The sequence below is a fragment of the Sphingomonas sp. ID0503 genome (genome assembly GCF_048565625.1).
Lineage (GTDB): Bacteria > Pseudomonadota > Alphaproteobacteria > Sphingomonadales > Sphingomonadaceae > JBLZUR01.
In genome coordinates this window covers 1,642,108-1,656,988 of sequence record NZ_JBLZUR010000002.1, presented here as the reverse complement: position 1 = coordinate 1,656,988, position 14,881 = coordinate 1,642,108, and the positions used below count along the sequence as shown (strand labels likewise).

The window sequence follows — 14,881 nt, the reverse complement described above, 5'->3', positions numbered from 1 at the left end:
GTTATAAGTTGAGGATGTCGCGATAGAGCGCGAGGTAGCGGTCGGCCATGCGGTCGACGGTGAAATGCGCGGCGACATGGGCGCGGCAGGCGGCGCGGTCGATCTCTTCCACCCGGTCGATCGCCGCGACCGCCTCCTCGACATCGTTCACGAGGAAGCCGGTGACGCCGTCGACGATAAGCTCCGGCATCGAGCCTCGGTTGATGGCGATGACGGGCGTACCGCAGGCCATCGCCTCGATCACCGAGAGGCCGAAGGGTTCGTCGAAATTGATGAGGTGGAGGAGGGCGCGGGCTCGGCCGAGCGCCTCGATGCGCGCGGAGCCACCGACGGGGCCGTGGTAGAGGATGCGCTCGCCATCGACCGCTGAGGCGACCTCGCGCTCGTAATAGCCCTGATCCTGGACGATGCCGTACATGTGGAGGCGGCGGCCGGAGGCCTTGGCGGCGGCGATCGCCTCGGCCGCGCCCTTGTCGGGGTGCATGCGGCCGAAGAAGAGGAGGTCGTCGGACCCCTTCGCGTCAAAGGCGAATTCGTCGAGCACGATGCCGTGGTGGATGGTTGCGGCGTAGCGCAGATCGGGTGCGCGGTCGGCGTCGCTGATCGCGACATAGTGGATGCGGTCCTCGAACGGCTTGTACATCGGCATGATGCGCGCCGAGGAAAAGCCGTGGATGGTTGTGATCATCGGCGTGGGCACGAGGTTGGCGAAGGCGTGGGCGGGGAAGTCCGCCTGATTGTGGATCAGGTCGAACTCGCCCGCGCGCTCGAAAAGGTGGGCGAGGTGGCGCATCTCCCATACCTTCGCGTCGATCGACGGGTCCTCGGAATAGGGTGCGGGAACCACGGCGGCGAGGGTGCCGGCGGTGATGCTGTCCTGCGTGGCGAACAAGGTAACGTCCACGCCGCGCGCGACCAACGCCTCGGTGAGGAGCGAGGTGACGAGTTCCCAAGGGCCGTAGGCACGCGGCGGAGTGCGCCAGGAGATGGGCGCGAGCATGGCGATCTTCATGCGGTTGGTTGGGCTTTCAGAATAAGGCCTTCGTTGGGGCGTAGCAGGATTTCGTCACCCCAGCCTTCGCTGGGGTGACGAATCGTGGTGAGGAGAGGGAGGTAGTTTCCGCCGAGCACGAAGCGCTGCTCGCTTCCGCCGAGGTTCAGCACTACGGTGATCCGCTCATCTCCTGCGTGCCGCTCATAGGCCAGAACGTCGCCTTCCGCCTCAAGCACGGTCATGTCACCTATGGCGAGCGCCGGATGGGCGCGGCGGAGTGCCAGCAGCTGCTTGTAGAGCGCCAGCATCGACCCTGTGTCCTCCGCCTGCGCGGCGACGTTGCGGGTTGACCAGTCGGGGTTTAGGGGAAGCCAGGGTTCGGCCGTCGAGAAGCCCGCATTTGTAGTCGCATCCCATGGCATCGGGGTGCGGACCGGGTCGCGTCCGAGGCCGAGTCCGGGCTCGCGGAGTTCGCGCGGGTCCTGAACGCGATCGGCTGGGATCGCGACGTCCGACAGGCCGATCTCGTCGCCGTAATAGATCGTCGGCGTGCCGCGCAGGGTGAGGAGGAGCATGGCGGCGACGCGCGCCTGTGTCTCGCCGAACTTGGCGGCGGCGCGGGGGCGATCGTGGTTGCCGAGGACCCAGTTGGGCCAGCCGCCGGGCGGCAGCGCAGCCTCATATTCGGTGATGAGGGTGGCGAGGCTGCGGGCGTTCCAGGGGGCGTCGATCAGCTGGAAATTGAAGGGCAGGTGCACGCCGGGTCGATCGCGGCCGTAATAGTCCATCAGCTTGGGGACGGGCAGGTAGATTTCCCCGATCAGGACACGGTCACCGTATTCGTCGGCGATGGCACGCATCTCCGAGGCGATGCCATGGACCTCCGGCTGGTCAGTCGAGTGGAGCTGCAGCACGGTGTGCATCTCGCCCATCGCGGGGGTGTAGGCGGGGTTTGGGGGATTGTCCGGGTAGTTGGCGTGCTTGACCATGTGCCAGAGCACGTCGATGCGGAACCCGTCCACGCCGCGTTCGAACCAGAAGCGCAGCACGTCGTACATCGCGGCGGCGAGGTCCGGGTTGCGCCAGTTGAGGTCGGCCTGCTTCTTCAGGAAGGCATGGTAGTAATACTGGCCCGTCGCTTCGTCCCATTCCCAGGCGGAGCCGCCGAAATCGCTGATCCAGTTGTTGGGCGGGCCACCGTCCGGCGCGGCGTCGCGCCAGATGTACCAATCCCGCTTCGGATTGGTGCGGGAGGCGCGGCTTTCGATGAACCAGGGGTGCTGGTCCGAGGAGTGGTTGGGGACGAAGTCTAGGAGGACCTTCAGGCCCTTTGCGTGCGCGGTGGCGAGGAGCGCGTCGAAGTAGGCGAGTGTGCCGAAGCGGGGATCGACGCCGCAATAGTCCGCCACGTCATAGCCGAAATCGGCCATCGGCGAGGGGTAGATGGGCGAGATCCAGACCGCGTCGACGCCGAGTTCGACGAGATAGTCGAGGCGGGCGGTGATGCCGGGCAGGTCGCCGATGCCGTCGCCGTTCGAGTCCGCGAAGGAGCGGGGGTAGATTTGGTAGATGACGGCCGAGTGCCACCAGGGGGAGGGGGAGGCATCCTCCCTAAGCGAAGCATGGGGAGGGGGACCAGCCGCAGGCTGGTGGAGGGGCGGCGGTGCAACCGCCGTCTGCGACGTCGGCCCCTCCACCACCGGCTTCGCCGGCGGTCCCCCTCCCCGAGCAAGCTCAGGGAGGATCATTTGAACCGCTCCTTGCCGATCATCGTCATGCGGCAGGCGAGGTCGGCTTCGCCGCTGGCGACGATCCAGTGGTCGCCGCCGTCCGCCACGCCGGTGGTGAAGACGACGGGCGTCGGCAGGTACATCTGGTGGGCGATGTCGGCGGTGAGGGCGGGGTTCGCCTCAAGCAGGGGTTCCTTGTCCTCGATCCGCAGGATGCGGGTGGGGTCGTCGCGGTCGAGGAGCGCCCAAAAGCTGCGGTAGATGCCGACCGTCTCGCGGGTCTCGACGCCGTGGTAGATCAGCATCCAGCCTTCGGGGGTGAGCACCGGCTGGCTGCCGCCGCCGACCTTCATCGCGCTGGTCGAGCCTTTGCGGGCGCGGATGCCGGGGGCTTCGACGGGCTTCCAGTGGAGGCCGTCCGGCGAGGTGGCGAAGTTGATCGACGGGCCGCCGACATAGGGGCTGTCGTCGGGATAGGCGAAGTAGACCTCTCCCAGCGGGCGCGTCAGGGCCATGAAACGGCCGCCCACAAGCCCCTCGAAATAGAGCATGTCCTTGTTCTGGTGGTCGAGGACGATGCCTTCCAGATGCCAGTCCATGCCGTCCTGGCTGGTGTGGACGGTGGTAGAGTGTCGCTCGGCCGAGACCGAGCAGCTGGTCATCCAGTAGGTGCCGTCGATCAGGCTGATGCGCGCATCCTCGACGCCGTATTCCTGATAGCTGGCGGCAGGCTCGATCGCGCGATCGTAGTGGACGGCGAGGATAGTCCGGCCGTCGGGCGTGAGTTCGACGGGGAGGAGCCAGGAGAGCGAGGTGAGGGCGAGGAGACGGTGCTTGGCCGCGCGCATCTCGAACTGGCGGGGGTCGGCCATGTTGACCGCGTCAAGGCGGTGGGGATCGAGGACGTAGCCCTCGGGCGTCCAGCGGATCGCGCGGACGTGGTCGCCCTTGACCGGCTCGGCCAGCGCTTCGGCGACGCGGACCATCAGCAGGAGGTTGCCGTTCGGCAGGCGGGCGAGGCCGGGGTTGAAGGCGCCGAGCGTGTAGGTGGGCTCAGCGATCGAACGGCGGAGCGGAGAGCGGGTGAGATCGACGTCGTCGGGGCGGAAAATCAGGAAATCGTCGGTCATGCGTTCCCCTGGCTACTCTGCGGCGAACGCGGGATGGGCGGAGGCGTTCCCCGGCCTTCAGATGTCGTAGAGCATTACACCTGCCGGCAGTTCCTCAGGCGTCGGCTTGCGGCCGGCGAGGCGGAAGTAGAGGCGGGTGATCGTGGTGCTGCCGGTGCGGGTGAACAGCGCGGGTACGGCGGCGTGGACGAGGCAGGCGAGACCGGCGCGGATGAGGGTAAAGCCGACCGAGCCCGCCACCGCCGCATGTTCGGCATAGCTTTCGCCGACGCTGCGCGGGTGTTTCAGGAAGAGGCGGTCGAACATGCGCCTATGGTAACGCAGGCCGCGCGTGGCGTCACGCCTGCGCCGCGCCGTAATCGGATGGCCTGCGGCGGGCAGGGTCGCGACCTGTCCGGTTGATCGCCTCCCGAACGCGATCGAGAAGCTCGGACCGGCGATAAGGCTTGCCGAGCACGTCATTGGCGGGGCGTGCGGGTCCGTCGGCGACGAGTTCCTCATTGTAGCCGGTGGTCATCAGGACCGGCAGTTCCGGCGCGATGCGGCCGACCTCTTCCGCGAGCACGAGGCCGTTGATTCCGCCGGGCATGACGAGATCGGTGAAGAGGAGATCGAAGCTCTGCGGGTTCTCCTGAAAGAGGCGCAGGCCTTCCTCGCCGCTGGACGCGATCGTCACCTGATAGCCGGCGGCAGTAAGGATTTCGGTCGCGAGATCGAGCACCTCGGCCGAATCCTCGACGACCAGGATGTGCTCTGCCCCTCTCTGGCCGTCGCGCGCCTCGGGCGGGCGGTGGTGCAGCTTCGGCGGCTCGCTTTCGTCGGCCTGAAGGTGCGAGACGGGGAACAGGAAGCGGATCGTGGTCCCCGCGCCGGGGGCGCTGTCGATTTCCATGCGGCCGCGCGATTGCTGGGCGAAGCCGCTCGCCATCGCGAGGCCGAGGCCGGTGCCCTTGCCCTCACGCTTGGTGGTGAAGAACGGCTCGATGGCGCGATCGCGGACATGGGCGGGCATGCCCTCGCCATCATCGCGGATCTCCAGCACCACATAGTCGCCCGAGGGAAGGTTTCGCGCCGCGGCGTCGCCGTTGAGGTGGAGGGGCAGGGTGCTGATCGTTACCGTGCCGCCGCCGGGCATGGCGTCGCGCGCGTTCACCAACGTGTTGAGGAGCGCCATTTCGAGCTGCTCGGGATCGATCATCACGCGGGGCAGGCGCCGGCGCAGGCTGAGATGCAGGTCGATCTGCTTGCCGAGCGCGCTTTCGATCACGTCAAGGAATTCGTTGACCAGGTTCGAGAGGTCGACCGGGCGCGGCTCCAGCCGGGTCTTGCGGGCGAAGGCGAGAAGCTGGCGGGTCAGCTTGGCCCCGCGATCGGCGGCAGTGCGGGCGCGCTCGACATAACGGCGACCGCGCTCGTCCTGAACGACGGACTCGAGCATTTCGAGATTGCCGGTGACCGCCTGCAGCAGGTTGTTGAAATCATGGGCAAGGCCAGCGGTGAGCTGACCGATCGCCTCCATCTTCTGCGCTTGGCGATAGGACAGCTCGCTCTCTCGCCGTCGGGTGACGTCGAGCTGGCTGGCGAACTGGTAGACGAGCTTGCCGTCGGTGTCGTGGACCGGGCCGATGAACACCGCGTTCCAGAAGGGCGTGCCGTCACGCTTGTAGTTGAGAATCTCGATCGCGATGGAACCGCCGCTCTTCACCGCCTCTCGCAATTCCGCGACCGCCTCCCGGTCCGACTGTGCGCCCTGGAGGAAGCGGCAGTTGCGGCCGAGAATCTCCTCTTCCTCGTATCCCGTAAGGTCGAGAAACGCCTTGTTGGCGAAGACGATCGGATTGTCGGGCTGGTTCGGATCCGTCAGGACCATCGGCATCCGCGTCATCTCGATCGCGGCGAAGAAGACGTTGCCGCGATCGTCGAGACCGGTCTCGGTGATCGTGCTCTGCCGCCAGTGATGCATGCCGCGGCTGGAGCCCAGCGGCTCGCGCCCGCCGACGTCCATTGAGCCCTCGGCGGGCGTTCCACTGATCTGCCCGCCGCCTTCTACGTCGCGGGGGCTGTCTTCATCCTGCTGCACGGATTGCCTTGTGAATGGAGGAACAACGGGGAACACAGCCCGTCCGACGCGGGAGCATGACAGATTGTTCCGGCGACGTCCTTGATGGAAGGCAAGCGGCCCATAGAAGAAAACCCCGCCGGATCGCTCCGGCGGGGTCTTTCATTTCACCTCGAAGCCCGTGGTTACGAGTTCAGGTACTCGCCCGCGTCCTCGTCGGTGCCGTGGCCCGAGGGTGCGACCTGGCCCAGGGGATCGTCGCCGGTGCCCTGCGCGTCGCGGATCGGGCGCTTCAGTTCGGCGGCATGCTCCTCCTCGGCCGAGTTTGGCGCGATGAGGCTGGCCTGCCACGCCCGCTGCGAGGCGCGGAGCGCGGCGTCGCGGCTGGAGGCGGTGACGCGCATCCGGTTCATGCCCGCGCCGGTGCCGGCGGGGATGAGGCGGCCGACGATCACGTTCTCCTTCAGGCCGTTCAGGTTGTCGACCTTGCCCTGCACCGACGCCTCGGTGAGGACGCGGGTGGTCTCCTGGAACGAGGCGGCCGAGATGAAGCTGCGGGTCTGCAGCGACGCCTTGGTGATGCCGAGCAGGATGGGCTTGCCCTCGGCCGGCTGCTTGCCTTCGGCAACCAGCTTGGCGTTGGCCTCGTCCATGTCTTCCTTCTCGACCTGCTCGCCCGGCAGGAAGGTGCTGTCGCCGGCGGCCGTGATCTCGACCTTCAGCAGCATCTGACGAACGATCGTCTCGATGTGCTTGTCGTTGATCTTCACGCCCTGCAGTCGATAGACCTCCTGGATCTCCGACACGAGGTATTCCGCCAGCGGCTCGATGCCGAGCACCTCGAGGATGTCGTGCGGATCGGGCGAACCGCCGATCAGGTTGTCGCCGCGCTTGACGTGGTCGCCTTCCTGAACGTCGATCACCTTGGACTTCGGGACCAGGTACTCGATCGGCTCCGACCCGTCGTCCGGGCGGATGATGATCTTGCGCTTGGCCTTGTAGTCCTTGCCGAACTCGACGCGGCCGGAGACCTTCGCGATGATCGCGTTCTCCTTCGGCTTGCGCGCCTCGAACAGCTCGGCGACGCGCGGAAGACCGCCCGTGATGTCGCGGGTCTTGGCGCTTTCACGCGAAACACGCGCCAGCACGTCACCGGCCTGCACCACCGATCCGTCCTCGACCGAGAGCATCGCGCCCGGCGCCAGCATGTAGCGCGCGGCCTCACCGCTCTCCGCGTCGAGGAGGGTGATGCGCGGACGCAGATCCTCCTTCGTGCGCGTCGCGCGGTATTCGATGACGACGCGCTGGGCGATGCCCGTCGCTTCGTCGACCTGCTCGGACACGGTCTGGTTCTCGATGAGGTCCTGGAACTTCACCGTACCGCCGGTTTCCGTGATCACCGGCATGGTGAACGGATCCCATTCCGCGATGCGATCGCCCTTCGACACGATGTGCTTGTCATCAAACAGCAGATGCGCGCCGTAGGGGATGCGGTGCGTCGCCCGCTCGCGCCCGTCCATGTCGACGATCGCGATCTCGCCGTTGCGGCTCAGCGAGACGCGGCGGCCACGGGTGTCGGTGATGGTGCGGACCTCGCGATATTCAAGAGTGCCGTCGGCCACCGCCTCCAGGTTCGAGGTTTCGTTGAGCTGGGCCGCACCGCCGATGTGGAAGGTCCGCATCGTCAGCTGGGTGCCCGGCTCACCGATCGACTGCGCCGCGATGACGCCGACCGCTTCGCCGATGTTCACCGGCGTACCGCGGGCGAGGTCACGGCCGTAGCAGGCCGCGCAGACGCCGCCCTTCGATTCGCAGACCAGCGGGCTGCGGATCTTGACGCCCTGGACACCGATCGCCTCGATCCTGGCGATCATCGCCTCGTCGAGGAGCGTGCCTTCGCCGACCAGCGTCTCGCCGGTCTTCGAATCCACGATCTCCTCCGCCGTGGTGCGGCCGAGGATGCGCTCGCCGAGCGATGCGATGGTCGCACCGCCCTGCACGATCGCCTTCATGTCCAACGCGCGCTCGGTGCCGCAGTCGAGTTCGACCACGACGCAGTCCTGCGACACGTCGACCAGACGACGGGTGAGATAGCCCGAGTTCGCCGTCTTCAACGCCGTATCCGCGAGACCCTTGCGGGCGCCGTGGGTGGAGTTGAAGTACTCGAGGACGGTCAGGCCCTCCTTGAAGTTCGAGATGATCGGCGTCTCGATGATCTCGCCCGACGGCTTGGCCATCAGGCCGCGCATGCCGGCAAGCTGCTTGATCTGGGCGGCCGAACCACGCGCACCCGAATGCGCCATCATGTAGATGGCGTTGATCGGCTTTTCGCGGCCCTTGTTGGCACCCTCGTCGTACTTCTTGACCGCCTGGATCTCCTTCATCATCTCGCCGGCGACGCGATCGCCGCAACGTGACCAGGCGTCGATCACCTTGTTGTACTTCTCCTGCTGCGTGATCAGGCCGTCCTGATACTGCTGCTCGAAGTCCTTCACGAGCGCCTTGGTCTCCTCGATCAGAGGCTCCTTGGCGTCTGGGATGATCATGTCGTCCTTGCCGAAGGAGATGCCGGCCTGGAACGCGTGGCGGAAGCCGAGCGCCATGATGCCGTCCGCGAACAGCACCGTCTCCTTCTGGCCGGTGTGGCGATAGACCTCGTCGATGACGTCGCCGATGTCCTTCTTGGTGAGAAGGCGGTTGATCGTCTCGAACGGCACCTTGTGGCTCTTCGGCAGGGTCTCGCCCAGCAGCATACGGCCCGGCGTGGTCTCGACCCGCTTCATGTAGGTCGCGCCGTTCTCGTCCGTCTGCGGCACGCGGGTCGTGATCTTGGTGTGCAGGGTCACGACCTTGGCATTCAGCGCCTGATGCACCTCGGTCATGTCGCCGATCATCATGCCTTCGCCGGGTTCCCCCTCCTTCATCATGGAGAGATAGTAGAGGCCGAGGACCATGTCCTGCGACGGCACGATGATGGGCTTGCCGTTCGCGGGGCTGAGGATGTTGTTGGTCGACATCATCAGCACGCGCGCCTCAAGCTGGGCTTCCAGCGAGAGGGGGACGTGGACGGCCATCTGGTCGCCATCGAAGTCGGCGTTGAAGGCCGAGCAGACCAGCGGGTGAAGCTGGATCGCCTTGCCCTCGATCAGCACCGGCTCGAACGCCTGGATGCCGAGGCGGTGGAGCGTCGGCGCGCGGTTCAGGAGAACCGGATGCTCGCGGATCACCTCGTCCAGGATGTCCCAGACCTCCTTGCGCTCCTTTTCGACCCACTTCTTCGCCTGCTTCAGGGTCATCGACAGACCCTTGGCGTCGAGGCGCGAGTAGATGAACGGCTTGAATAGCTCGAGCGCCATCTTCTTCGGCAGGCCGCACTGGTGCAGCTTCAATTCGGGCCCGGTCACGATGACCGAGCGGCCCGAATAGTCGACGCGCTTGCCGAGCAGGTTCTGGCGGAAGCGGCCCTGCTTGCCCTTCAGCATGTCGCTGAGCGACTTCAGCGGACGCTTGTTCGCGCCGGTGATGACGCGGCCGCGACGACCGTTGTCGAACAGGGCGTCGACCGCCTCCTGCAGCATGCGCTTCTCGTTGCGGACGATGATGTCCGGCGCGCGCAGTTCCATCAGCCGCTTCAGGCGGTTGTTGCGGTTGATGACGCGGCGGTAGAGGTCGTTCAGGTCCGACGTCGCGAAGCGGCCGCCGTCCAGCGGCACCAGCGGGCGGAGTTCGGGCGGGATGACCGGGATGACCTCAAGGATCATCCATTCCGGACGGTTGCCGGATTCGAGGAAGCTCTCGACGACCTTCAGCCGCTTGATGATCTTCTTGGGCTTCAGCTCGGACTTGGTGACCGCGAGTTCTTCGAGAAGATCCCGGCGCTCGCCTTCGAGGTCGAGGTCCTCGAGCATGCGGCGCACGGCCTCGGCGCCGATGCCGGCGGTGAAGGCGTCCTCGCCATATTCGTCCTGCGCTTCGAGCAGCTCGTCCTCGGTGAGGAGCTGGTACTTCTCAAGCGCGGTCAGGCCCGGCTCGATCACGATGTAGCTCTCGAAATAGAGCACGCGCTCCAGCTGCTTGAGCTGCATGTCGAGGAGCAGGCCGATGCGCGAGGGCAGCGACTTCAGGAACCAGATGTGGGCGACCGGGGCGGCCAGTTCGATATGGCCCATCCGCTCGCGCCGGACCTTCGAGACGGTAACCTCGACGCCGCACTTTTCGCAGACGATGCCCTTGTACTTCATGCGCTTGTACTTGCCGCACAGGCACTCGTAGTCCTTGATCGGGCCGAAGATGCGCGCGCAGAACAGGCCGTCACGCTCGGGCTTGAACGTGCGGTAGTTGATCGTCTCCGGCTTCTTGATCTCGCCGAAGGACCAGCTGCGGATGCGCTCTGGTGACGCGATGCCGATCTGGATCTGGTCGAAGGTCTCGGGCTTGGCGATCGGGTTCGCGAAGTTGGTCAGTTCGTTCATGTCTTTTTCCCTCTGGAGGGTAAATATTTTGGGCGAGCGGTTGAGCGCTGCCTTCGGAGGGCAGCGCTCAGCTCACATCACTCCGCCGCCTGGGGCAGTTCGTCGCCGTCCTCTGACGCATCGAGCGTGTTGAGTTCGACGTTGAGGCCCAGCGAGCGCATTTCCTTGACGAGCACGTTGAAGCTCTCGGGGATGCCGGCCTCGAACGTATCGTCGCCCTTGACGATCGCCTCATAGACCTTGGTGCGGCCGACCACGTCGTCGGACTTCACCGTCAGCATCTCCTGCAAGGTATACGCCGCGCCATAGGCCTGGAGCGCCCAGACCTCCATCTCGCCGAAGCGCTGACCGCCGAACTGTGCCTTGCCGCCCAGCGGCTGCTGGGTGACGAGGGAGTACGGCCCGATCGAACGCGCGTGGATCTTGTCGTCGACCAAGTGGTGCAGCTTCAGCATGTAGATGTAGCCGACGGTCACCTTGCGGTCGAACTGATCGCCGGTGCGCCCGTCGAACAGGTCGGACTGGCCCGAGGTGTCGAGGCCCGCCAGCGTCAGCATGTCGGACACGTCCGCTTCACGGGCGCCGTCGAAGACCGGCGTCGCCATCGGCACGCCGTTCTTCAGGTAGCCCGCCATCTCGACGACGTGGTCGTCGGTCATTCCGTCGACTTCGCCGTGATACTGCTCGCCATAGACCGCCTTCAGACGCTCGCGCACCGCATCCGGGGCCTGGCCGGCCTTCGGATCGGGGTTCGCCTCGCGCCAGCTTTCCAGCGCCTCGGTCACCTGTTTGCCCAAGCCACGCGCGGCCCAGCCGAGATGGGTCTCGAAGATCTGACCGACGTTCATGCGCGACGGCACGCCCAGCGGGTTGAGCACGATGTCCACCGGCGTCCCGTCGGCGAGGAACGGCATGTCCTCGTTCGGCAGGATGCGGGAGATGACGCCCTTGTTGCCGTGACGGCCGGCCATCTTGTCGCCCGGCTGCAGCTTGCGCTTCACCGCGACGAAGACCTTGACCATCTTGAGCACGCCCGGCGGCAGCTCGTCACCGCGCTGCAGCTTCTCGACGCGGTCGTCGAAGCGCGCCTTGATGACGCCGGCGGCCTCATCATACTGGCCCTTCACCGCCTCAAGATCGGCCTGGCGCGCATCGTCGGCGACAGCGAACTTCCACCAGTCGCGCTTCTCGACCGCGTCGAGGGTGGCGGCGTCGATGGTCGCACCCTTCTTGCCGCCCTTCGGCACGGCGGTCGCGACCTGATCGAGCAGCATCTCGCGCAGGCGGGCGAAGGTCGAGCGGTTGAGGATCGCACGCTCGTCCTCGGCGTCCTTGCGGAGGCGGTCGATCTCCTCGCGCTCGATCGCCATCGCGCGCTCGTCCTTGTCGATGCCGTGGCGGTTGAAGACGCGAACGTCCACGACCGTACCGGCAACGCCCGGCGGCAGGCGGAGCGAGGTGTCGCGCACGTCGCTGGCCTTCTCACCGAAGATGGCGCGGAGAAGCTTTTCCTCCGGCGTCATCGGGCTTTCGCCCTTCGGCGTGATCTTGCCGCAGAGGATGTCGCCCGGCTCCACCTCGGCACCGATGTAGACGATGCCGGCCTCGTCGAGGTTGCGCAGCGCCTCCTCACCGACGTTCGGGATGTCGCGGGTGATGTCCTCCGGCCCGAGCTTGGTGTCGCGGGCCATGACCTCGAACTCGTCGATGTGGATCGACGTGAAGACGTCGTCCTTCACGATCCGCTCGGAGATCAGGATCGAGTCCTCGTAGTTGTAGCCGTTCCATGGCATGAACGCGACGAGGGTGTTGCGGCCCAGCGCCAGCTCGCCGAACTCGGTGGACGGGCCGTCAGCCAGCACGTCGCCCTTGTTCACCCGGTCACCCACCTTCACCAGCGGACGCTGGTTGATGCAGGTCGACTGGTTTGAGCGCTGGAACTTCATCAGCGTGTAGATGTCGACGCCCGACTTGCCGGCCTCGACCTCTCCGGTCGCGCGGATGACGATGCGGGCGGCGTCGACCTGATCGACGATGCCGGCGCGCTTGGCGGAGATCGCGGCGCCGGAATCGCGGGCCACGGTCTCTTCCATGCCGGTGCCGACGAAGGGCGCTTCCGCCTTCACCAGCGGCACGGCCTGACGCTGCATGTTCGAGCCCATCAGCGCGCGGTTCGCGTCGTCGTTCTCCAGGAACGGGATCAGCGAGGCGGCGACGGAGACGAGCTGCTTCGGCGAGACGTCCATCAGCGTGATCTGATCGCGCGGAGCCATCAGGAACTCGCCCGCCTCACGCGCGGAGATCAGCTCCTCGACGAAGCGGCCCTCGGCGTCCAGCTCGGCGTTCGCCTGCGCGACGGTGTGCTTCTGCTCCTCCATCGCGGAGAGGTAGACCACGTCACCGGTGACCTTGCCGTCCACGATCTTGCGGTACGGCGTCTCGATGAAGCCGTACTTGTTGACGCGGGCGAAGGTCGACAGCGAGTTGATCAGGCCGATGTTCGGGCCTTCCGGCGTCTCGATCGGGCAGATGCGGCCATAGTGCGTCGGATGGACGTCGCGGACCTCGAAGCCCGCGCGCTCGCGGGTAAGGCCGCCCGGCCCGAGCGCCGAGACGCGACGCTTGTGCGTCACTTCGGAGAGCGGGTTGGTCTGGTCCATGAACTGCGACAGCTGCGACGAACCGAAGAACTCGCGCACCGCAGCGACCGCAGGCTTGGCGTTGATCAGGTCGTTCGGCATGACGGTCGACACGTCGACCGAGGACATGCGCTCCTTCACGGCGCGCTCCATGCGGAGCAGGCCGACGCGGTACTGGTTCTCCAAGAGCTCGCCCACCGAACGGACGCGGCGGTTGCCGAGATTGTCGATGTCGTCGATCTCGCCCTTGCCGTCCTTCAGGTTCACCAGGGTCTTCACGACCTCAAGGATGTCTTCGGTACGGAGCGTGGTGACGGTGTCCTCGACATCGAGGTCGAGGCGCATGTTGAGCTTTACGCGGCCCACGGCCGAGAGGTCGTAGCGCTCCGGATCGAAGAACAGGCCGCCGAACAGCGCCTCGGCCGTTTCCTTCGTCGGCGGCTCGCCGGGGCGCATGACGCGGTAGATCTCGGAGAGCGCATGATCGCGATCCTCGACCTTGTCGGCCTTCAGCGTGTTGCGGATCCAGGGTCCGGTGGAGACATAGTCGATGTCGAGCAGCTCAAGCTTCTCGATGCCGGCCTGGTCGAGCTTCTCCAGGTTCTCCGGAGTCACCTCGTCGCCCGCCTCGATGTAGATGCGGCCGGTGGACTCGTCGATCAGATCATAGGCCGAATAGCGGCCGAGGATCTCCTCGGTCGGGATCAGCAGGTTGGCGAGGCCGTCCTTGCCGGCCTTGTTAGCGGCGCGCGGGCTGATCTTCTGACCGGCGGGGAACACGACCTCTCCGCTGTCGCCGTTGACGACATCGAAGGTCGGCTTCGCACCGCGCCAGTTCTCGGCCACGAAGGGCACCTTCCAGCCACCTTCGCCGCGCACATAGGACGCGGTCTTGTAGAACTGGCCGAGGATGTCCTCCGCGTTCAGGCCGAGCGCGTAGAGGAGGGTCGTGACGGGGAGCTTGCGCTTCCGGTCGATGCGAACGTTGACGATGTCCTTGGCGTCGAACTCGAAGTCGAGCCAGGAGCCGCGATAGGGGATCACACGCGCGGCGAAGAGGTACTTGCCCGACGCGTGGGTCTTGCCCCGGTCATGGTCGAACAGGACGCCCGGCGAGCGGTGCATCTGGCTGACGATCACGCGCTCGGTGCCGTTGACGACGAAGGTGCCGTTCGACGTCATGAGCGGCATGTCGCCCATGTAGACGTCCTGCTCCTTGATATCGAGGACCGAGCGGGTCTCCGTATCGGGATCCACCTCGAACACGATCAGGCGCAGGGTTACGCGCATCGGGGCGGCGTAGGTGATGCCGCGCTGACGGCATTCCTCGATGTCGAACTTCGGCTCTTCCAGCTCGTACTGGACGAAATCCAGCTCCGCCGTGCCGGCGAAGTCGCCGATCGGGAATACCGAGCGAAGGGTCTTCTCAAGCCCCGAGACATAGCCGGTCGAGGGATCGGAGCGCAGGAACTGCTCGTAGCTTTCGCGCTGAACCTCGATCAGGTTCGGCATCTGCACCACTTCGTGGATGTTGCCGAAAACCTTGCGGATGCGCTTCTTCGCTCCGCTGGTGGGTGCCGTCGGAACTGCCTGGGTCGCCATGTGTCTTTATGCCTCGCGCCGTCTAACCAGCGGCCTTGCAGCCGGATCGGAGCCATTCACCGCAATTCCGCGACGGATCGCCGCCGGAAGAGCATACGCCAGACGACGAAAAAGCCACGATGTCCGGGCTCTCGGACGTCGTAGCTTCCAGCGTCGTATGGACCCACCGCTGCGCCCCCATTCGTCCTGGTCCGTCGCGCTACGGACCCTGTCCCGGGGCATCACGGCTGACCGCGCCGAGGCGAGGCCGGAGTC

7 protein-coding genes are annotated in these 14,881 nt (G+C 65.9%); all 7 read right to left on the bottom strand.

Going from position 1 to position 14,881, the window contains the following annotated elements:
- Position 1: 1 nt before the first annotated feature.
- The 7 genes from ACM608_RS09070 to rpoB all read right to left on the bottom strand — a co-directional run bounded on the left by ACM608_RS09070 (position 2) and on the right by rpoB (position 14,626).
- Entirely contained in the window at positions 2-1,012 is a 1,011-nt protein-coding gene (locus tag ACM608_RS09070; RefSeq protein ID WP_419682905.1) for a glycosyltransferase family 4 protein, read from the bottom strand.
- The gene (locus tag ACM608_RS09065; RefSeq protein ID WP_419682904.1) at positions 1,009-2,742 is read right to left on the bottom strand and encodes an alpha-amylase family glycosyl hydrolase; all 1,734 of its coding nucleotides are present in this window, start codon (positions 2,740-2,742) and stop codon (positions 1,009-1,011) included. The genes ACM608_RS09070 and ACM608_RS09065 overlap by 4 nt, the downstream gene beginning before the upstream one ends.
- Positions 2,739-3,854, bottom strand: a complete 1,116-nt coding sequence (locus tag ACM608_RS09060; protein WP_419682903.1) for a glycosidase — start codon at positions 3,852-3,854, stop codon at positions 2,739-2,741. The genes ACM608_RS09065 and ACM608_RS09060 overlap by 4 nt, the downstream gene beginning before the upstream one ends.
- 57 nt (positions 3,855-3,911) lie before the next feature.
- Positions 3,912-4,160 (bottom strand): DUF6356 family protein, encoded by a 249-nt coding sequence (locus ACM608_RS09055; RefSeq protein WP_419682902.1) that lies wholly within the window; start codon positions 4,158-4,160, stop codon positions 3,912-3,914.
- Positions 4,161-4,191: 31 nt separating this feature from the next.
- Positions 4,192-5,934, bottom strand: coding sequence for a histidine kinase famiy protein (locus ACM608_RS09050; protein WP_419682901.1), 1,743 nt, complete (start codon positions 5,932-5,934; stop codon positions 4,192-4,194).
- Between the two features lie 164 nt (positions 5,935-6,098).
- Positions 6,099-10,385: a DNA-directed RNA polymerase subunit beta' gene (gene rpoC, locus ACM608_RS09045; RefSeq protein WP_419682900.1), complete on the bottom strand. Its 4,287-nt coding sequence runs from the start codon at positions 10,383-10,385 to the stop codon at positions 6,099-6,101.
- Positions 10,386-10,462: 77 nt separating this feature from the next.
- Positions 10,463-14,626, bottom strand: coding sequence for a DNA-directed RNA polymerase subunit beta (gene rpoB, locus ACM608_RS09040; protein ID WP_419682899.1), 4,164 nt, complete (start codon positions 14,624-14,626; stop codon positions 10,463-10,465).
- Positions 14,627-14,881 lie beyond the last annotated feature (255 nt).

Coding starts and splice junctions, on each gene's coding strand:
- ACM608_RS09065 (WP_419682904.1), bottom strand. CDS start 2,742: ATGATCCTCCCTGAGCTTGCTCGGGGAGGGGGACCGCCGGCGAAGCCG.
- ACM608_RS09055 (WP_419682902.1), bottom strand. CDS start 4,160: ATGTTCGACCGCCTCTTCCTGAAACACCCGCGCAGCGTCGGCGAAAGC.
- rpoC (WP_419682900.1), bottom strand. CDS start 10,385: ATGAACGAACTGACCAACTTCGCGAACCCGATCGCCAAGCCCGAGACC.
- ACM608_RS09060 (WP_419682903.1), bottom strand. CDS start 3,854: ATGACCGACGATTTCCTGATTTTCCGCCCCGACGACGTCGATCTCACC.
- rpoB (WP_419682899.1), bottom strand. CDS start 14,626: ATGGCGACCCAGGCAGTTCCGACGGCACCCACCAGCGGAGCGAAGAAG.
- ACM608_RS09070 (WP_419682905.1), bottom strand. CDS start 1,012: ATGAAGATCGCCATGCTCGCGCCCATCTCCTGGCGCACTCCGCCGCGT.